Source organism: Stenotrophomonas sp. 22692 (assembly GCF_052045015.1).
Classification (GTDB): domain Bacteria; phylum Pseudomonadota; class Gammaproteobacteria; order Xanthomonadales; family Xanthomonadaceae; genus Stenotrophomonas; species Stenotrophomonas geniculata.
In genome coordinates, this window is record NZ_JBQEMR010000020.1 from 1 (window position 1) to 18241 (window position 18241).

16 protein-coding genes are annotated in these 18241 nt (G+C 67.4%); 13 read left to right on the top strand and 3 right to left on the bottom strand.

Annotated elements, in window-relative coordinates:
- The first annotated feature begins 158 nt into the window (after positions 1 to 158).
- From queF to ACTJJM_RS14175, 10 genes are all read left to right on the top strand, one after another.
- Entirely contained in the window at positions 159 to 977 is an 819-nt protein-coding gene (queF, locus tag ACTJJM_RS14130) for an NADPH-dependent 7-cyano-7-deazaguanine reductase QueF (protein ID WP_057502420.1), read from the top strand.
- 212 nt (positions 978 to 1189) lie between these two features.
- Positions 1190 to 1483, top strand: coding sequence for a LysM peptidoglycan-binding domain-containing protein (locus ACTJJM_RS14135; protein ID WP_005419771.1), 294 nt, complete (start codon positions 1190 to 1192; stop codon positions 1481 to 1483).
- A gap of 42 nt (positions 1484 to 1525) precedes the next feature.
- The gene (locus ACTJJM_RS14140) at positions 1526 to 2038 is read left to right on the top strand and encodes a hypothetical protein (RefSeq protein WP_010481024.1); all 513 of its coding nucleotides are present in this window, start codon (positions 1526 to 1528) and stop codon (positions 2036 to 2038) included.
- A gap of 363 nt (positions 2039 to 2401) precedes the next feature.
- Positions 2402 to 4624, top strand: coding sequence for an NADP-dependent isocitrate dehydrogenase (locus tag ACTJJM_RS14145; RefSeq protein WP_312719484.1), 2223 nt, complete (start codon positions 2402 to 2404; stop codon positions 4622 to 4624).
- 278 nt (positions 4625 to 4902) lie between these two features.
- Positions 4903 to 5868 (top strand): hypothetical protein, encoded by a 966-nt coding sequence (locus tag ACTJJM_RS14150; protein WP_019660846.1) that lies wholly within the window; start codon positions 4903 to 4905, stop codon positions 5866 to 5868.
- Positions 5861 to 6409 (top strand): GTP-binding protein, encoded by a 549-nt coding sequence (locus ACTJJM_RS14155; RefSeq protein ID WP_010481027.1) that lies wholly within the window; start codon positions 5861 to 5863, stop codon positions 6407 to 6409. Before ACTJJM_RS14150 ends, ACTJJM_RS14155 begins: the two co-directional genes overlap by 8 nt.
- Positions 6402 to 6818: a roadblock/LC7 domain-containing protein gene (locus ACTJJM_RS14160; RefSeq protein WP_241874395.1), complete on the top strand. Its 417-nt coding sequence runs from the start codon at positions 6402 to 6404 to the stop codon at positions 6816 to 6818. Before ACTJJM_RS14155 ends, ACTJJM_RS14160 begins: the two co-directional genes overlap by 8 nt.
- A 53-nt stretch (positions 6819 to 6871) precedes the next feature.
- Positions 6872 to 7231, top strand: a complete 360-nt coding sequence (locus ACTJJM_RS14165) for a hypothetical protein (protein ID WP_043397376.1) — start codon at positions 6872 to 6874, stop codon at positions 7229 to 7231.
- Between the two features lie 165 nt (positions 7232 to 7396).
- Positions 7397 to 9127, top strand: coding sequence for a bifunctional isocitrate dehydrogenase kinase/phosphatase (aceK, locus tag ACTJJM_RS14170; RefSeq protein WP_241874394.1), 1731 nt, complete (start codon positions 7397 to 7399; stop codon positions 9125 to 9127).
- A 61-nt stretch (positions 9128 to 9188) separates the two neighbouring features.
- Positions 9189 to 10079, top strand: coding sequence for an energy transducer TonB (locus ACTJJM_RS14175; RefSeq protein ID WP_241874393.1), 891 nt, complete (start codon positions 9189 to 9191; stop codon positions 10077 to 10079).
- A 34-nt stretch (positions 10080 to 10113) separates the two neighbouring features.
- On the opposite strand, the gene ACTJJM_RS14180 is transcribed toward ACTJJM_RS14175, so the two are convergent.
- From ACTJJM_RS14180 to trxA, 3 genes are all read right to left on the bottom strand, one after another.
- Positions 10114 to 11688 (bottom strand): sensor domain-containing diguanylate cyclase, encoded by a 1575-nt coding sequence (locus ACTJJM_RS14180; RefSeq protein ID WP_010481036.1) that lies wholly within the window; start codon positions 11686 to 11688, stop codon positions 10114 to 10116.
- Between the two features lie 207 nt (positions 11689 to 11895).
- Entirely contained in the window at positions 11896 to 13638 is a 1743-nt protein-coding gene (gene rho, locus ACTJJM_RS14185) for a transcription termination factor Rho (protein WP_029379723.1), read from the bottom strand.
- A 229-nt stretch (positions 13639 to 13867) separates the two neighbouring features.
- Positions 13868 to 14197 (bottom strand): thioredoxin, encoded by a 330-nt coding sequence (gene trxA / locus ACTJJM_RS14190; protein ID WP_005411275.1) that lies wholly within the window; start codon positions 14195 to 14197, stop codon positions 13868 to 13870.
- 510 nt (positions 14198 to 14707) lie between these two features.
- Between trxA and rhlB the strand changes: the two genes are divergently transcribed.
- From rhlB to ftsX, 3 genes are all read left to right on the top strand, one after another.
- Positions 14708 to 16429 carry an ATP-dependent RNA helicase RhlB gene (gene rhlB, locus ACTJJM_RS14195; protein WP_010481045.1) on the top strand — a complete coding sequence of 574 codons (1722 nt, stop codon included), beginning with the start codon at positions 14708 to 14710 and terminating at the stop codon, positions 16427 to 16429.
- Between the two features lie 169 nt (positions 16430 to 16598).
- Entirely contained in the window at positions 16599 to 17285 is a 687-nt protein-coding gene (gene ftsE / locus ACTJJM_RS14200; RefSeq protein WP_005419728.1) for a cell division ATP-binding protein FtsE, read from the top strand.
- Positions 17286 to 17288: 3 nt separating this feature from the next.
- Positions 17289 to 18236, top strand: coding sequence for a permease-like cell division protein FtsX (gene ftsX / locus ACTJJM_RS14205; protein ID WP_010481047.1), 948 nt, complete (start codon positions 17289 to 17291; stop codon positions 18234 to 18236).
- Positions 18237 to 18241 lie beyond the last annotated feature (5 nt).

Genomic DNA, 18241 nt, shown 5'->3' on the forward strand with positions numbered 1-18241 from the left:
CCCCCCCCCCCCCCCCCCCCCCCCCCCCCCCCCCCCCCCCCCCCCCCCCCAAGCCGATAGACCGCCTTTCGCGACCAGCCAACACAACCACCACGGAGGGGCTCCGCCGTTGGCCGGCCCGGCCGAAGGCCCGCCGTCCGCGCGATACAATGACGCCCATGAACACCCCACAGGATTCCAGCCTCGGTCGCGAGGTCAGTTACCCGTCGCAGTACGATCCCGGCCTGCTGTTCCCCATCCCCCGCAGCGGCGCCCGCGCCGAGATCGGCCTCGATGACGCCGCGCTGCCGTTTGTCGGCCACGACCGCTGGCACGCCTTCGAGCTGAGCTGGCTCGACCCGCGTGGCAAGCCGCAGGTCGCCGTCGCCACCGTGCAGGTGCCATGCACCTCGCCGCGGTTGATCGAATCGAAGTCGTTCAAGCTATACCTCAATTCCCTCAACAGCACCCGCATCGACAGCGCCGAGGCTCTGCGCGCGCGCATCGTGGCGGATCTGTCGGCCTGCGCCGGTGCGCCGGTCCAGGTCGAGTTCGGCCTGCCGGGCCTGCGTGAGACGCCGCTCGGTGAATCCATCGACGGGCTGGACGTGGAGATCGACTGCTACGGTCCGCCGCAGGCGGACTTCCTCGCCGCCGATGCGGGTGAGGTGGTGGAAGAGACCCTGGTCTCGTCGCTGCTGAAGTCCAACTGCCCGGTCACCGGCCAGCCGGACTGGGCCACGGTCAGCCTGCGTTACCGCGGGCCGAAGATCGATCGTGCTGGCCTGCTGCGCTATCTGGTCAGCTACCGCGAGCACGCCGAGTTCCACGAGCAGTGCGTTGAGCGGATCTTCAGCGAGGTGACTTCGCGCTGCCAGCCGCAGTGGCTGGAAGTGGAGGCCCGCTATACCCGCCGTGGTGGCCTGGACATCAATCCCTGGCGCGCCAGTCCCGGCATCGCCGCCCCGGCTGCGACCTACCGCGAACTGCGGCAGTAACCCAGCAGGCGGTTACCGGTCGTGCCGGCCGCTGGCCGGCAACCACGTGGAACCGGTGTCCAGGGCAAGCCGGCCAGCGGCCGGCACGACCGGACACCTTCTCTCCCGATTGTTCAGCCGCCCCCGGGGGCGGCTTCACATCTGCACCATCCCCATTTAACAACCTCCATGGCACCGTGCGAACCACGTAGTCATGCAGACGGGAGTTGTGGATGAGTACCGAGAAGAAAGCCGATTTCTCCGGCGTCAGTGGCAGCGTCGACAGTACCGCCGAGCAGGTGCCGAAGGCGGACTTCTCCGGCGTCAGCGCCTCGGTGGACAGCACCGCAGACGTTGTCAGCGGCGGCACCTATACCGTGCAGAAGGGTGACTCGCTGTCGAAGATCGCCAAGCAGCATCTGGGCGACGCCAATGCCTGGAAGAAGATCTTCGAAGCCAACCGCGATGTGCTTGATGACCCGGACAAGATCTTCCCGGGCCAGACCCTGAAATTGCCGCCGAAGTAAGCCGGCCGAACGTCGTCCGACAATCCCTGGGAGGAACCCCGAATGATCAAGACCACCCCGCTCCAGACCGCCCTGATCGCCGCCCTGCTGGGCAGCGTCGCCTTGGTCGGTTGCAAGAAGAAAGAAGAGTCGACCGACAGCAACGCCGCTCCGGCAGCGACCGCTCCGGCCGAACCGGCAGCACCCGCACCGATGACCGGCGCGCCGCCGCCGATGGCCGAAGCCGCTGCTGTCAGCGTCTCGGCGGTCACCGTCGGCAAGACCGCAGCCGCCGACAAGTCGGTTGCGACGACGGCTCTGTTCGCGCCGAAGGACGACATCATCGTCTCGGTCAAGACCGACGGTGCCGCCAACAACGTCACCGTTGGCGCGAAGCTGACCTACCAGGACGGCCAGGTGGCCGGCGAACAGAATGCCACGCTGAACACCAGCGGTGCGGAAACCACCAACGTCACCTTCAAGAATGCAAAGGGCTGGCCGGCCGGCAAGTACCGCGCCGAAGTCACCGTCGATGGCAAGGCGGCCGGAACGCCGCAGGAGTTCGAGGTCAAGTAAGTCCAGCCGACTCTCTCCCGGCAGGGCTCACGATGGACGCAGCCGCGAGGCTGCGTCCTTTTTTATTGGGCGACGGTTGGCCCCATCCACGCATGGCGTGGATCTACTGACAAGCGGGCCGCGCTTCACCCACACGGTGTGCGGATGGATCACAGCGTTGCCGGCATGCAGTACCACTGCGTATGGCGTGGCTTTGCCCCGCGCGACTGAAAACGCGACAATGCAGGGGTTTCCCCGCCGCGCGCCCACCCTGACGGCGACGGGGGAAAGCGTGGGGCTCCGCCTCGCGCGCGACACGGTTGCACGTGGCCCGGCGCTGGCGCCGGCCTTCCCCTGAGCATTGCTACAGAGTCCAAGTCCCCCATGTCCAAGATCCTCTACACGCTGACCGACGAAGCCCCGTTCCTGGCCACCCAGTCGCTGCTGCCGATCGTTGACGCCTACACCGGCACGGCCGGCATCGTGGTGGAAACCCGTGATATCTCGCTGTCCGGCCGCATCCTGTCGCAGTTCCCGGAACTGCTCAGTGACGCGCAGAAGGTCAGCGACGACCTGGCCGAGCTGGGCCAGCTGGCGACCACCCCGGACGCCAACATCATCAAGCTGCCGAACATCTCCGCCTCGGTGCCGCAGCTGAAGGCGGCCATCAAGGAACTGCAGGACCAGGGCTATCCGCTGCCGGATTACCCGGAAACCCCGGCCGACGACCAGCAGCGCGACTACAAGGCGCGCTACGACAAGGTCAAGGGCAGTGCGGTGAACCCGGTGCTGCGCGAAGGCAACTCCGACCGCCGCGCACCGCTGTCGGTGAAGAACTACGCGCGCAAGCATCCGCACCGCATGGGCGCCTGGGCGTCGGATTCGAAGTCGCACGTCGCGCACATGGCCGCCGGTGATTTCTACGGCAGCGAGAAGTCGGCCACCCTGGCCAACGCCGGTGCGCTGAAGATCACTTTCCACGGCAAGGACGGCAGCACCGTCGTGCTGAAGGAAAAGACCGCGGTCAAGGCCGGCGAGATCGTTGATGCCGCGGTGATGAGCCGCAAGGCGCTGGCCGCGTTCATCGCTGAGCAGATCGCCGATGCCAAGGCCCAGGGCGTGCTGTTCTCGCTGCACCTGAAGGCGACCATGATGAAGGTCTCCGACCCGATCATGTTCGGCGTGGCGGTCAACGAGTTCTACAAGGACGTGCTGGCCAAGCATGCCGACGTGCTGAAGCAGGCCGGTTTCGATGCCAACAACGGCATCGGTGACCTGGCTGCGCGCCTGCCGTCGCTGCCCGAAGCCACCCGCGCTGCGATCGAAGCCGACCTGGCTGCCGAGTACGCACAGCGTCCGGGCGTGGCCATGGTCAACTCGGACAAGGGCATCACCAACCTGCACGTGCCGAGCGACGTGATCGTCGACGCCTCGATGCCGGCGATGATCCGCGACTCCGGCAAGATGTGGAATGCCGAAGGCAAGCTGCAGGACACCAAGGCCGTCATTCCGGACCGCTGCTATGCCGGCGTGTACCAGGCCGTCATCGACGACTGCAAGGCGCACGGGGCCTTCGACCCGGCCACCATGGGCTCGGTGCCGAACGTCGGCCTGATGGCGCAGAAGGCCGAAGAGTACGGCTCGCACGACAAGACCTTCCAGATCGCCGCCGATGGCGTGGTCAAGGTCACCGACGACGCTGGCACCGTGGTGTTCGAGCACGCTGTGGAAGCCGGTGACATCTGGCGCATGTGCCAGACCAAGGACGCGCCGATCCAGGACTGGGTCAAGCTGGCCGTCGAGCGCGCCCGCCTGAGCAGCACCCCGGCCGTGTTCTGGCTGGATGCCGCCCGCGCCCACGACGCGCAGGTCATCGCCAAGGTCGAGCAGTACCTGAAGAACCACGACACCAACGGCCTGGACATCCGCATTCTGCCACCGGTGGAAGCGACCTCGTTCTCGCTGGCCCGCATCCGCAAGGGCGAGGACACCATCTCGGTGACGGGCAACGTGCTGCGCGACTACCTCACCGACCTGTTCCCGATCATGGAGCTGGGCACCAGCGCCAAGATGCTGTCGATCGTGCCGCTGATGGCCGGTGGTGGCCTGTTCGAGACCGGTGCCGGTGGTTCGGCGCCGAAGCACGTGCAGCAGTTCGTCGAAGAGGACTACCTGCGCTGGGATTCGCTGGGTGAGTTCCTGGCCCTGGCCGCCTCGCTGGAACACCTGGGCAACCGCTACGACAACGCTGCCGCCCGTGTGCTGGCCAAGGCCCTGGACGAAGCCAACGGCCAGTTCCTGGACAACGACAAGTCGCCGTCGCGCAAGCTGGGTGGCATCGACAACCGTGGCAGCCACTTCTACATCGCGCTGTACTGGGCCCAGGCCCTGGCCGCGCAGGACGAAGATGCTGCACTGAAGGCGCGCTTCGCTCCGCTGGCCAAGGCACTGACCGACAACGAGCAGAAAATCGTTGAAGAGCTGATCGCGGTGCAGGGCAAGGCCGTGGACATCGGCGGCTACTACCGCCCGGACGTGGCCAAGGCCAGCAAGGCGATGCGCCCGAGCGCGACCTTCAACGCCGCGCTGGAGCAGCTGCGCGGCTGATCCGTCGCCGTTCGGTCGTGACCCCGGAACCCGCGCTTCGGCGCGGGTTTCTTTTTGGGCGGCCCCATTCGACCCGCGTCCAGAACCGTGACATCCGTTGGCTGTCGGAATGCCGTCAAAGCGGCATGAAACTTGCCCGCGATGGCCGTCGCAGAACCGATCGGACACCGTCTGCAACCGCTCCCGATCTGAGCAGTCGATCACGACGGCTGCCGCTGGCGATGTCCTAGCCTTGGCGACGCGAGGCCACCGGGGAGGTGGCCGCACGGGGAACACGGATGGCACGCGTGCTGGTAGTGGGAACCGACATCCAGGGCGAGCAGGCCCTGCTGCAGCGGCTACGCGTAGCATCGGCGCTGCCGGACGGCCAGATCCGCCGCAGCCAGGATCTGGACGATTGCGACCTGCTGGTCATCCGCGATACGCCGGCGCTGCGCAACGCGGCCCTGCGCATGCGCCAGCAACGCCCGCGACTGCAGTGCTGGATCGAGGATCTGGGGGGCCAGCTGCGCGACGGCGATGGCCCTCAGGACATACTTGATGACGGTGCCATCGGCCGCGCCCTGCGCGGGATGCAGTTGGCAGTGGAGCCCCTGACCATGCACGCACCCGCACCGATCCGCCTGGCCGATGGTGCGCATGCCATCACCCGTCTGCTGCGCGAGCGGCTGCCGCTGCGACAGGGGCAGGCACTGCTGAGTGACGCGGGTGACCCCGTCCTGCTGATGGACCTCGAGCATGACCAGGCCGTGCTGCTGCAGGAGCCCGCGAGCGCGCTGGTGGAGCGTTTGGCCGATGCCTTCGAGCGCCTGCAGCTGGATGCGCTCACGCCGGCTCGCCTGCAGGCCCTGGCCGGTGAGCGGCCGCGCCAGCCACTGCGGCCCCTGCTGTGGCAGTGGGCACAGCGCAGCCGACATTGGCAGGCACTGGACGAACGCCTGCGTGGCGCCTCGGTGAAGGTGCTGCGCTGGCCGGATTTCCGCGTGCTGGGTCACGACCACGATGGCTTCCGCCTGTGTTCGCTGCTGCTCAAGCGCGCGTGCACGGTTGAAGAATGCGCGATGCTGCTCGAGTTGCCGGCTGCGGCGGTGCGTGATTTCATCCATGCCGCCTATCTCTGCGGTTACGCACAGTTGCAGAGCGCCCCGGCGGCACCGATGACGGCACTACGCGGCAATGGCACTGACAACGGCCTGCTTGCCCGCCTGTGGCGCCACCTGCGTGGGAGCGAGCGCAATGCGTGAGCACAAGGTGGTCGTGCTCGGTGGCATGGGCAGCGGCAAGTCGACACTCGTGCGCAGCATCGCGGCAGGTGCGGTGATCGACACCGATGTGGCCAACAGTGATCGCCTCGGTGCCGACAAGGCCTCCACCACCGTCGCGCTGGACTACGCAGACATCGACCTGCCCAACGGCGAACGCCTGCGGCTCTACGGGACACCCGGCCAGCAGCGCTTTGATTTCCTGTGGCCGATCCTGCTGCAGGGGGCACGTGGTGCGGTGCTGCTGCTGGACGCGCGCCGTGCCGGGTTGGCCGGCGAGCTGGAGGACTACCTGCAGGTGCTGCAGCCGTTCGCAGCGTCATTGGCGCTGGTGGTGGCGGTCACCCATCTCGACCAGGCGCCGCACGCTGCGCTGGACGACTGGGCTGCACGCGCCAGCCTGGATGATCAACCGCTGCCTTTGCTGGCGGTGGATGCCCGCGATCGCGAACAGGGATTGCTGCTGATGGATGTACTGATGAGCGAAATGGAAGCGCACGCACTGGTGGCCGCGCATGGCTGACGGGCAGATGGCGGTGCTGCCCGATGCCGGCCAGCGTGCGCGCCTGCAGCCGCTGCTGCAGGACCTGCAGCAGCGGGTGGAAGGCGTGCGCACGGTAGTGCTGGCCAGTGTCGATGGCTTTGCCCTGGTCAGCGCTGGTGTCGAAGGGCGCGGCGAACGGCTGGCGGCAATGACCAGCGCGATGCTGGCGCTGGCCGCGGCGGTCGGGCGCGAACTGCTGCTGGGGGATCTGCAGACGCTGATGCTGGAGGCGGCCGGCGGCAAGGTGCTGATGCTGGCGATCCAGGCCGAGGGACGTGCACCGCTGCTGCTGATGGCGGCCTGCGACCAGCGCAGCGTGATCGGCCAGGTGCTGTGGCAGAGCAGGGAATGTGGCCAGGCGATCCTGGCCGAACTCGGCGGATCGTGAGCCCGGCCGCAGGGGAACGAGGGGCTCGAACCAACATCGACAAGGGGTGCGACGTGGCTGGATTGAATGAATCGTTGAACGCACTGATGGGCATCGACGGCGCGCAGGCAGTGGCGCTGGTCGACTACGAAAGCGGCATGCTGCTGGGCGAGGCCGGTGCCGGCATGGACATGGAAGTGGCCGCCGCCGGCAACACCGAAGTGATCCGCGCCAAGATGAAGACCGCCGCGTCGCTGAACCTCAATGACAGCATCGAGGACATCCTGATCTCGCTGGGCAAGGCGTACCACATCATGCGCCCGGTGGCGAAGAAGAAGGGCTTGTTCTTCTACATCGTGCTGGACCGTACCAAGTCCAACCTGGCGCTGGCCCGGCGCAAGGTGCAGGACGTGGAGTCCGAACTGGCGATCTGAGCCATTGGCTTCGGTAGAGTCGAGCCCGCCCGACTGCTCTTTGCTACTGTAGAGCCGAGCCATGCTCGGCTGCTTCTGCCTGGATCAGCCGAGCATGGGCTCGGCTCTACACAAGCAACCCCACGCCAGCGTATGGTAAAGCCGGTCTTCCCGGGTGAGCCATGCATGTCCAAGCCTGACATCGCTACCGAGCTGGCGCCGCGTATCGCCGGTGCCATCCGCGATGGTTTCGAGCAGTACCATGCCCGCTTCGCGGCGATCACCGCGCGGGCGCGGCAGCGCTTCGAGCAGCGCGACTGGGCCGGTGCGCGACAGGATGCGGTTGAGCGCATCGCCCTCTACGACCTGTGCATCGCCGAGCAGATGGATGCGTTGCGCCGCCTCGCCGGTGACGCGATCGGCGAGCGCGCGCTGTGGCTGCAGGTGCACGCTGGCTACAGCGCGCTGTTGCAGGGCCTGATCGACGCCGAGCTGTACAAGACCTTCTACAACACGCTGTCGCGGCGCCTGTTCGCTACCCGCGGCGTGGACCCGGCGCTGGAATTCATTGCTTTCGACGTCGAGCCTTCCGATGCAATCACCCATCCCGTCGCGCGCCATACCTATGCCGTCTCGCCGACGCGGCCGGTGGAGGCCCTGCAACGCGTGTTGGCCGATTATCGTTTCGACATTCCGTATGCGCACCAGCTGCGCTGCGCGGCGGCCATCGCCGTTCGCCTGCAGGACGACCTCGCCCATTGGGGGGACACGCCGGTACGCAGCATCGAACTGCTCGACACCGTGTTCTACCGCGAGCGCCGCGCCTATCTGGTTGGACGTGTATTCGGCGAGCACCGCTTCTCACCCTGCGTGATTGCCCTGGTCAACGACGCGCGCGGCCTGCGTGCCGATGCGGTGCTGACCCGGCGCCGTGATGTTGCCCATCTGTTTGGCGTGTCGCGCAGCTACTTCCAGGCCGATCTGGGTACGGTGGGCGATGCCGTGGTGTTCCTGCGCAGCCTGCTGCCGGGCAAGCCCATCGATGAGATCTACACCGTGCTGGGACGTGCCAAGCAGGGCAAGACCGAGCGCTACCGCACGTTCTTCCGCCACTTCAACGAGCACCCGCAGGAGCGGCTGGTGCATGCCGAAGGCACGCCGGGCATGGTCATGGCGGTGTTCACGCTGCCCAGTTATCCGCTGGTGTTCAAGCTGATCCGCGACCGTTTCGCGTGGCCCAAGGCGATGTCGCGGCAGCAGGTGGAAGAGAAGTACGCGCTGGTGTTCAATCTCGATCGTGTCGGCCGCCTGCTCGATGCGCAGCCCTATCGTCATCTGCGCTTTCCGCGCGCGCGTTTCGCGCCGGCCCTGCTGGACGAACTGCTGCAGCAGTGCGCGCAGAGCGTACGCGCTGATGGCGATGAGGTGGAGATCGCACTGTGCTACGTGCAGCGCCGTTTCCGTCCATTGAACCTGTACCTGCGCGAGCAGGGCGGTGAGGCGGTGCGCGCGGCGGTACTCGACTACGCGCAGGCGATCACCGACATGGCGCGCAACAACATCTTCCCCGGTGACATGCTGCCGAAGAACTTCGGTGTATCACGGCACGGCCGGGCCGTGTTCTACGACTATGACGAGCTGTGCCTGGTCAGCGACTGCGTGTTCCGTGCGTGGCCGCAGCCGCGTACGCCGGAGGAGGCCATGGCCGACGAGCCCTGGTTCCATGTTGGCCCGCGCGATGTGTTTCCCGAGCGCTTCGGTCCATTCATGGGCCTGCCGGCTGCGGAGCTGGCAGCCGTGCGCGAGCACTACCGGCACCTGTTCGACCCGGGCTGGTGGCAGGGCCTGCAGGAACGCTTCGCACGAGGGGACTATCCGGATACGCCGCCCTATGCGGGTGCACACCGGCTGGCCTGAGCCGGCTGTCATGGGTATTGGGACTGAGGTACGCTCGCTGTTCATCACCAAGGATCCGGCAATGATGCGTTCTCCACTGTTTCTCGCCCTCGCGCTGGCCGTCGGTGCCGGCGCCCCCCTGCTTGCAGGTGACGCCACTGCGCAGACCGCACGCGCTGTACGTGCGACTGCGGAAATGAGCATGGTGCTGTCCGGTCATATCGAGGTCACGCCGGAGGGCGCGGTCAGTTCGCTGGTGCTGGACCAGAAAGCCATGGTCGCCCCGAGCATCGCCTCCTTCGTCGAAGGCACCATCGGTGGCTGGCGCTTCGAGCCCACGCTGCGTGATGGCCAGGCGGTGGCCACGCGGGCCCCTTTGCGCGTTCGCCTGCGCGGCAAGGCTGCGGCCGACGGCGGTTATGAAATCAGCATGACCAGTGTCGACTTCAGCGAGTACGATCCTGAGGCCACTGGTTCGGTGACCCCGCTGCACATGACACCGCCGCGCTACCCGGAGGCGGCCTACCGAAACGGTGGCCAGGGTGAGGTGCTGCTGCTGGTCAAGGTGGCGCGCGACGGAACAGTGGCCGACGTGGCCGCCGAGCAGGTGAACATGGCCGTGGTCGCATCCGAGCGGACCCTGGCCAAAATGCGCGACATCCTGGCCAGAGCCAGCGTCAGCACCGCCCGCACCTGGACCTTCAAGCCACCGACCACCGGCGAGGACAGCACCCGGGACAGCTGGACGGTTCGCATCCCGGTGAACTTCGCCCTGAACCATGATCCCAATGCAGAGGCGGAACGCTATGGCCGCTGGCGCGCTTTCATTCCGGGGCCGCGGCAGAGCGTGCCGTGGCACGAGGCCGACCCGGTCGAGCAGGCCGGCAGCGATCTGCTGCCGGAAGGCGGCGTCTACATGGTGGACGCCGCCAAGCGCGGCCTGCGCCTGCTGACCCCGCTGCAACAGAGCTGAGACCCGCTGCGGAGCCGGGCAGCCCGGCTCCGCGTCAGTCGGCGTACGGGTAGACCACCACCCGGTTGCGGCCCTGTTCCTTGGCCATGTACAGCGCCTTGTCGGCCAGCCGCAATGCCTGCTCGGCGTCGACATGGAAGCTGGGGAAGTGGGCCACGCCCAGCGATACGGTGATGGTGCCGACCGGTTCGAACGGATGGTCGGCGATGTGCTGGCGCAGGCGTTCACCGGCCTGACGGGCCGATTCAGTACTGATGCCCGGCAGCAGCAGCAGGAATTCCTCGCCACCAGCGCGGCAGAGGATGTCGCTGTCGCGCGAGTAGCGGCGCATCTGGTCGGCGATGTGGACGATGGCGTTGTCGCCGACGTCATGCCCGTAACTGTCGTTGATCGACTTGAAGCGATCGATGTCCAGCGCCAGGATCGCAAACGGAATGCCCTGCACCTGCAGCGCGTCCAGCGCCTGCTGCAGCCCGCGGCGGTTGAGCAGGCCGGTCAGCGGGTCGGTGCGGCTGGCACGGTTGAGCGTGCCGATACGATCCTGCAGGGCATTGAAGCTGTGCAGCACGGCCTGCTTGAGCTGGGCGACCTCGAAGTACCAGGCGCGGATGCCGCTGACATGGTTGATCGCATTGCCGGTGTCCTCGCCGCCCTGCACATTGCGCGCCAGCTGCCACAGCGGCATCGAAATGCGGCGCGCGAACCACCAGGTAACCAGCAGCGACAGCAGGCCGAGCGGAATCGCATTCCAGATCACCGCGGTCATCAACCGTGACAGCGGCTGCAGGGTGGCCTCGGTCGGGCGCTGGGCAATGATGCCCCAGCCAGTGGCCGCCACCGGCGCATAGCCGGCCAGCATCGACACACCACGGTTGTTGCGTACCTGCTGTGCGCCACGCTCCCCGCGCACCACGGCCTTCACCGCCGGGTTGCCGACCACGTAGTCACCCACCCGCTTGCCATCGGCGTGGTACAGCAGGCGGCCATTGCGGTCCACCACGTACAGGTAGGAACCGTCGCGGTAGTAGTGCTTGCCCAGCAGCGTGTGCAGTGCGCTGCGCTGGCGCAGGTACAGGGTGCCGCTTACATAGCCGCGATAGCGACCCTGGCGGTCGAAGATCGGGTGCGACAGCGACACCAGCAGCTTGCCCGTGGCCGACTGGTAGGGATCGCTGATCATCGGCTGGCGCGCCGCCAGTGCCGCGTTGTTGCCGACACTGTGCAGCACCTCACCCTGCAGCTGCAGGGTCTGCGGCGAGGTGGCGATCACCAGGCCGTCGGCGTCCACCACCAGCGAGGAGTTGAAGCTGCTGGACTGCAGTTGCAGGCGGCTGGCTTCATCCTGGGCCTGCTTCGGATCGAGGTCGTGCTCGCCCAGGCGGGTTGCGGCATAGGCCAGCTGCTGCTGCGCAGCCAGCAGGAAGTTCTGGGTGGTCTCGGCCAGCTTGGTGGCATAGACGCGGTTGGCTTCCAGGGTGTTGCCGACCAGCTGGTCGCGCTGCACCCGGTAGCTGGCCAGCAGGGTGTTGGCCAGGGCGATGATGGCACTGAGCAGGGCCAGGGCGAGGATCAGCTTGCCCAGGTTGAGGCGGGGAGACAGCGTTCGCATGCGTCGACGGATCCGGCAGGAGGCTGGACCCGACCGGTTCTCCGGAAGGGGCGACAGCGGGAATCGGTGGCCAGGCCGTCAGGGCCGGGCAGGGGCCGGCGGATTATCGCCAAAAGTGGGCGGCGGCGAAGTGAAGTGCGTCGCCCTGCAGGCAAAAAAAAACCTGCCGCAGCGAGCGGCAGGTTTCTTCCGATGCAGCGCCGTGGATCAGCGCTTCATCGAACCGAAGAACTCGTCGTTGGACTTGGTGTTCTTCATCTTGTCGAGCAGGAACTCCATCGCAGCCATTTCATCCATCGGATGCAGCAGCTTGCGCAGGATCCAGATCTTCTGCAGCAGTTCCGGCTCGATCAGCAGGTCTTCGCGGCGGGTGCCCGAACGGTTGATGTCGATGGCCGGGAACACGCGCTTCTCAGCGATACGGCGGCTCAGGTGCACTTCGCTGTTGCCGGTGCCCTTGAACTCTTCGTAGATCACCTCGTCCATCTTCGAGCCGGTGTCGACCAGCGCGGTGGCGATGATGGTCAGGCTGCCGCCTTCTTCCACGTTGCGCGCGGCACCGAAGAAGCGCTTCGGGCGGTGCAGGGCGTTGGCGTCCACGCCACCGGTCAGCACCTTGCCCGAGCTCGGCACCACGTTGTTGTAGGCACGAGCCAGGCGGGTGATCGAGTCGAGCAGGATCACCACGTCCTTCTTGTGCTCGACCAGGCGCTTGGCGCGCTCGATGACCATTTCGGCCACCTGCACGTGGCGCGCGGCCGGCTCGTCGAAGGTCGAGCTGATGACCTCGCCGCGCACGGTGCGCTGCATTTCGGTCACTTCTTCCGGGCGCTCGTCGATCAGCAGCACGATCAGGTGCACGTCCGGGTGGTTGGTGGTGATGGCAGTAGCGACCTGCTGCATCATCATGGTCTTGCCGGCCTTCGGCTGCGACACGATGAGCGAGCGCTGGCCCTTGCCCTGCGGGGCCATCAGGTCGAGGATGCGGCCGGTGATGTCTTCCGACGAACCGTTGCCACGCTCCAGGGTGAAGCGGCGGCGCGGGAACAGCGCGGTCAGGTTCTCGAACAGCACCTTGTTCTTCGACGCTTCGATCGGCTCACCGTTGATGGTGTCGACGATGTTCAGCGCGAAGTAGCGCTCGCCGTCCTTCGGGAAGCGGATGCGGCCGGAGATGTGGTCACCGGTGCGCAGGTTGAAGCGGCGGATCTGGCTGGGCGAGATGTAGGTGTCGTCCGGGCCGGCCAGGTAGCTGGCTTCGGCCGCGCGCAGGAAGCCGAAGCCGTCCGGCAGGATTTCCAGCACGCCATCGGCGGCGACGCCGTCACCGTGGCGGGTCAGCACCTTCAGCAGGGCGAAGATCACATCCTGCTTGCGGGCGCGCGCCACGCCTTCGGAGATCTGCAGCTGCTCGGCGATTTCCAGCAGCTTCTGCGCCGGCATGCGCTTGAGGTCGCTCAGCGAATAGACCGGGAAGCCCTCGGGCACGTTGGCGTGCGGGCGCGGCACGAACGGCTGCTGCTCGCCGCCATCGTTGGGCAGGCCGTCGTCGCGGAAGCGGTTGTTGCGGTCACGGTCGCGGCGGTTGCGGAAGCGGTCGCGGCGGTTGCCCTGGCCTTGCCCCTGGCCCTGCTGGCCGTTCTGGTTGTACGGGTTCTGGCCCTGGTTCTGGCCGCCCCCCTGGTGGTTCTGCTGGCGCGGCTGGCCGGATTCGCGACCCTCACCGCCTTCGCCGCCGCCACTGCTGGCAGGGGCCTCGGCGGCGGGCGCGCTCGGTGCGGGGGCAGCAGCCGGTGCCTCGGGCGCGGCGGCCAGCGGCAGGGTCGGCTGCGCCGGAGCGGCGCTGGTTTCGGCGGCTGCCGGGGCGGCGGCCTTGCTCACGCGGGGCTTGCGCACGCGCTTTTCGGCGGGCGCATCGGCGCTGCCGGTTTCGGAAGTGTTATCGGACAAGAGCGTTATTCCTCGCTTGAAGGTGCGAGCGCCCGGCTGGGGCGGCGAACGTTGGGAATGGGTCTGGAGGAAACTGCGTCCAGAGGGTGCGGCACGCGAACGCGGCCGGATATGCCGACACTATCATCGGCCTGCGGCGCCGTGCAAGGGCTGCCGGGAACAGCATTCATCATGGGCGCGGGGCGCCCGCCGGCAGCCGCGGTCGGCGGCTGCCGGAGAACAGCAGCAATCAGGCCAGGGCCTTGTCCAGCAGGCCGGCCAGCTGGGCCTTGCCCACCGCACCGATCTGCTCGCCAACCTTCTCGCCGTCCTTGAACACGACCAGGTACGGAATCGAACGCACGTGGTACTTGGCGGCCAGCGCACGGTTGTGGTCGACGTTGACCTTGGCGATCTTGGCGCGGCCCTGGTAGGCATCGGCCAGCTCGTCCAGCGCCGGGGCGATCATCTTGCACGGGCCACACCACTCGGCCCAGAAATCGACCAGCACCGGTTCCTTGGAATTCAGCACTGCACTATCAAAGTCGGCGTCGCCGACATGTACAACCTTGTCGCTCATCTTGGTTTCTCGTCTTGGATTGCACCCGGCCATGCCGGAGGTGGGTGAACTGGGCCATGCCCGGTGGCGCGACCCTCGTCGTTGCCTCGCGGCGCACTGCCGCGGTGCGTTCGGCGGGATGCCTGGACGCTCACGGCCGGCAGTGTACCCCTATCGCAGGGCAGGGACAGGCGCCGGCTGGAACCCAGCGTATCGTGATCGCTTCGATGCCTGGTATGTGTCGGATTTCACTGTCTTCCTGTACATGGGGCTGGCAGTGGGCGACACCAGCGGGCCTGGCAGGGCCGTTCAAGTCCGGTGTGGCTGGGTGAAGGGCGCCGTCTCTTGACTTTATGAGACAGGTCATTCCGGTTTGCTGGCCCGAGTGCGTTAAACTGGGGCATTGTGCGGCGCGCGGACCGGGTGGTCCCAGCCTGCCAACCCGCCGCAGGGGCCGCAGTTTGCGACGGTGCCCCTAGACGCTGAAGTGCCAGCCGCCCCACGGGCCGGCGGCCATACCAAGACGGACTCATGAGCGACAAACCGCTGACCGATTTGACCTTTTCCTCCTTTGAGTTGCACCCGGCCCTGCAGGCCGGCCTTGAAGGAGCCGGATTCACCCGTTGCACCCCGATCCAGGCGCTGACCCTGCCCGTCGCGCTGCCCGGTGGTGACGTTGCCGGCCAGGCCCAGACCGGCACCGGCAAGACTCTGGCCTTCCTGGTCGCCGTCGTGAACCGCCTGCTGACGCGTCCGGCCCTGGCCGACCGCAAGCCGGAAGATCCGCGCGCGCTGATCCTCGCCCCGACCCGCGAACTGGCCATCCAGATCCACAAGGATGCAGTGAAGTTCGGTTCCGACCTGGGCCTGCGTTTCGCGCTGGTCTACGGCGGCGTGGATTACGACAAGCAGCGCGAACTGCTGCAGCAGGGCGTGGACGTGATCATCGCCACCCCGGGCCGCCTGATCGACTACGTCAAGCAGCACAAGGTGGTGTCGCTGCACGCCTGCGAGATCTGCGTGCTGGACGAAGCCGACCGCATGTTCGACCTGGGCTTCATCAAGGACATCCGCTTCCTGCTGCGCCGCATGCCCGAGCGCACCACCCGCCAGACCCTGCTGTTCAGTGCCACCCTCAGCCATCGCGTGCTGGAGCTGGCCTACGAGCACATGAACGAGCCGCAGAAGCTGGTGGTCGAAGCCGAGACCATCACCGCCGCGCGCGTGCGCCAGCGCATCTACTTCCCGGCCGACGACGAGAAGATCCCACTGCTGCTGGGCCTGCTGTCGCGCAGCGAAGGCGCGCGCACCATGGTCTTCGTCAACACCAAGGTGTTCGTCGAGCGTGTCGCGCGTTCGCTGGAAAAGGCCGGCTACCGCGTGGGCGTGCTGTCCGGCGACGTGCCGCAGAAGAAGCGTGAGAGCCTGCTCAACCGCTTCCAGAAGGGCCAGCTGGAAATCCTGGTGGCCACCGACGTGGCTGCGCGCGGCCTGCATATCGACGGCATCAAGTACGTCTACAACTACGACCTGCCGTTCGATGCCGAAGACTACGTGCACCGCATCGGTCGTACCGCGCGCCTGGGTGAAGAGGGAGACGCGATCAGCTTCGCCTGTGAGCGCTATGCAATGGGCCTGCCGGACATCGAGGCCTATATCGAGCAGAAGATTCCGTCCGAGCCGGTGACCAAGGAACTGTTGACCCCGCTGCCGCGCCCGGAACGCCCGGCCCCCGCAGCAGGCGAGGAAGGCGAGGACAACGAAAGCGTCGGCCAGATCTTCCGCGAAGCGCGCGAAGCCCGCGCCGCCGAGGAAGAGCGTCGGGGCGGTGGCCGTAGTGGCGGCCGTTCAGGCGGTGGTGGCCGTGGTGGTCGCGACGGTGAGCGCAGCGGCGAGCGCCGTTCGCGTGGCCCGCGCAAGCCGCGCGTGGAGGGCGAACAGGGCGCTGCCGCCCCGGCCGCCGGTGCCGAAGGCGCCGTTGCCCAGGCCCCGCGTCCGCCGCGCCCGCCGCGCGCCGAAGGCGCACCGGAAGGTGCGGTGGACGGCGAGCACAAGCCGCGCAAGCGCCGTCGTCGTCGCCACGGCCGTCCGGTCGAAGGTGCCGAGGGCGTGCAGAGCGCTGCCGGCAATGGCGCCAGCCCGGTCACCCCGGTGCAGGTGGTGGCCAAGCCGGTGCGTACCGCCGCTGATACCGGTGATTCGTTCCTGACCCGCATCGGCCGCAAGATCCGCCGGATGCTGTCGGGCAACTGATCGGCCGGGGGTGGGTGCGGACCTTGGTCCGCACTGAGCCGAGCATGGGCTCGGCTCTACAGCCCCCATGCCGCCCTGTAGAGCCGAGCCTACGCTCGGCTGCTCTCGCGGCTGCCACCAATCGCCCCACCATCTCCACGCCGTCGCGCCGCTCCTGCATAATCGGGGCATGAGTGTCCTGCGCTTCGACAATGTCAGCAAACAGTACGCCGGTGGCCACGAGGCACTGACCGATGTCAGCTTCGAGGTCGCGCCGGGCGAGATGCTGTTCGTCACCGGCCATTCCGGTGCGGGCAAAAGCACCCTGCTCAAGTTGATCCACCTGGACGAGCGGCCCAGCCGCGGTGCGGTGGTGTTCGACGAGCGCAACCTGCTGAAGGTGCGTGGCGGCGACGTGCCCCGCCACCGTCGCGCGGTGGGTGCGGTCTACCAGGACCATCGCCTGCTGATGGACCGCTCGATCGCCGAGAACGTGGCGTTGCCGCTGATCCTGCGCGGCACCCGCCGTGGCGACATCAACAAGCGCGTGCGCTCGGTGCTGGAGCGGATGGGCCTGGGCCATCGCGAGAAGGCGCTGCCCTCGCAGCTGTCGGCCGGCGAGCAGCAGCGCGTCGGCATCGCCCGCGCCATCGTCGGCGAACCCAAGCTGCTGGTGGCCGATGAGCCGACCGGCAACCTCGACCCGACCCTGGCCGCGGAGATCATGGCCCTGTTCGCCGAGCTGCCCTCGCGCGGCACCAGCGTGCTGGTGGTCAGCCACGATCTGCCGCTGCTGCGTCGCATGCGCAAGCGCGTGCTGATCCTCGACCACGGCCGGCTGGTGGATGACATCTCGCCGCAGGACCTGGCGGAGTAACGCATGGCGAAGAACGAAAACAGCGAAGCCGCCGCGCCCTCGCGCGTGGGCGTCTGGTTCCAGCACCACGTGCACAGCGTGGTGTTCAGCCTTGGCCGCGCCTGCCGCAAGCCGTGGGCGACCCTGCTGACGGTGATGGTCATGGCGCTGGCACTGGCCCTGCCGCTTGGCCTGTCGATCGCGCTGGACAACCTCAAGCAGTTCGCCGGCAGCGTGCAGCAGTCGCGCGACATCAACGTGTTCCTGAAGGGCAACGTCGATGGTCCCGGCGCACTGCGCCTGGCCGGCCAGCTGCGCGACCGCGACGACGTGGCCGAAGTGAACGTGCGCACGCCCGAGCAGGGCCTGCAGGAACTGCGCGATGCCGGCCTCGGTGAGGCGATCGACGCACTCAACGACAATCCATTGCCCTCGCTGCTGGTGATCACCCCGGGCCAGGGCAAGGACGACGCACGCCTGGCGCGCGCGCTGGAGAGCCTGCCCGAGGCCGACCTGGTGCAGCACGACGCACTGTGGCGCCAGCGTCTGGATGCCTGGCTGGCGTTCGGCGCACGGCTGGTGCAGGTGCTGTCGGTACTGCTCGGCGTGGGCGCCGCGCTGGTGGTCGGCAACACCGTGCGCCTGGATATTCAGGCGCGTCGCGAAGAGATCGGCGTGCTGCAGCTGCTCGGCGCCAGTGATGGCTTCATTCGCCGCCCGTTCCTGTACCTGGGCGCGTGGTATGGACTGGGTGCCGGCGCGGTGGCGCTGGCCCTGATTGCTGCGGCCGGCGCCGCCCTGCGCGTGCCGCTGGCCGAACTCTCGCGCAGCTACGGCAGCCCGTTCGTGCTGCATGGCCTGGACCTGCTGCATGGCAGCCTGGTCCTGCTCGGCACGCTGCTGCTGGGTTGGCTGGGCGCGTGGCTGGTGACCGGCCATTTCCTGCGCCAGACCCGCCCGACCGACACCTGAGACCG

What these genes read in the sequence shown, in the direction of transcription:
- queF (WP_057502420.1), top strand. Translation starts at nt 159, where the DNA reads ATGAACACCCCACAGGATTCCAGCCTCGGTCGCGAGGTCAGTTACCCG.
- ACTJJM_RS14135 (WP_005419771.1), top strand. Translation starts at nt 1,190, where the DNA reads ATGAGTACCGAGAAGAAAGCCGATTTCTCCGGCGTCAGTGGCAGCGTC.
- ACTJJM_RS14140 (WP_010481024.1), top strand. Translation starts at nt 1,526, where the DNA reads ATGATCAAGACCACCCCGCTCCAGACCGCCCTGATCGCCGCCCTGCTG.
- ACTJJM_RS14145 (WP_312719484.1), top strand. Translation starts at nt 2,402, where the DNA reads ATGTCCAAGATCCTCTACACGCTGACCGACGAAGCCCCGTTCCTGGCC.
- ACTJJM_RS14150 (WP_019660846.1), top strand. Translation starts at nt 4,903, where the DNA reads ATGGCACGCGTGCTGGTAGTGGGAACCGACATCCAGGGCGAGCAGGCC.
- ACTJJM_RS14155 (WP_010481027.1), top strand. Translation starts at nt 5,861, where the DNA reads ATGCGTGAGCACAAGGTGGTCGTGCTCGGTGGCATGGGCAGCGGCAAG.
- ACTJJM_RS14160 (WP_241874395.1), top strand. Translation starts at nt 6,402, where the DNA reads ATGGCTGACGGGCAGATGGCGGTGCTGCCCGATGCCGGCCAGCGTGCG.
- aceK (WP_241874394.1), top strand. Translation starts at nt 7,397, where the DNA reads ATGTCCAAGCCTGACATCGCTACCGAGCTGGCGCCGCGTATCGCCGGT.
- ACTJJM_RS14175 (WP_241874393.1), top strand. Translation starts at nt 9,189, where the DNA reads ATGATGCGTTCTCCACTGTTTCTCGCCCTCGCGCTGGCCGTCGGTGCC.
- ACTJJM_RS14180 (WP_010481036.1), bottom strand. Translation starts at nt 11,688, where the DNA reads ATGCGAACGCTGTCTCCCCGCCTCAACCTGGGCAAGCTGATCCTCGCC.
- trxA (WP_005411275.1), bottom strand. Translation starts at nt 14,197, where the DNA reads ATGAGCGACAAGGTTGTACATGTCGGCGACGCCGACTTTGATAGTGCA.
- rhlB (WP_010481045.1), top strand. Translation starts at nt 14,708, where the DNA reads ATGAGCGACAAACCGCTGACCGATTTGACCTTTTCCTCCTTTGAGTTG.
- ftsE (WP_005419728.1), top strand. Translation starts at nt 16,599, where the DNA reads ATGAGTGTCCTGCGCTTCGACAATGTCAGCAAACAGTACGCCGGTGGC.
- ftsX (WP_010481047.1), top strand. Translation starts at nt 17,289, where the DNA reads ATGGCGAAGAACGAAAACAGCGAAGCCGCCGCGCCCTCGCGCGTGGGC.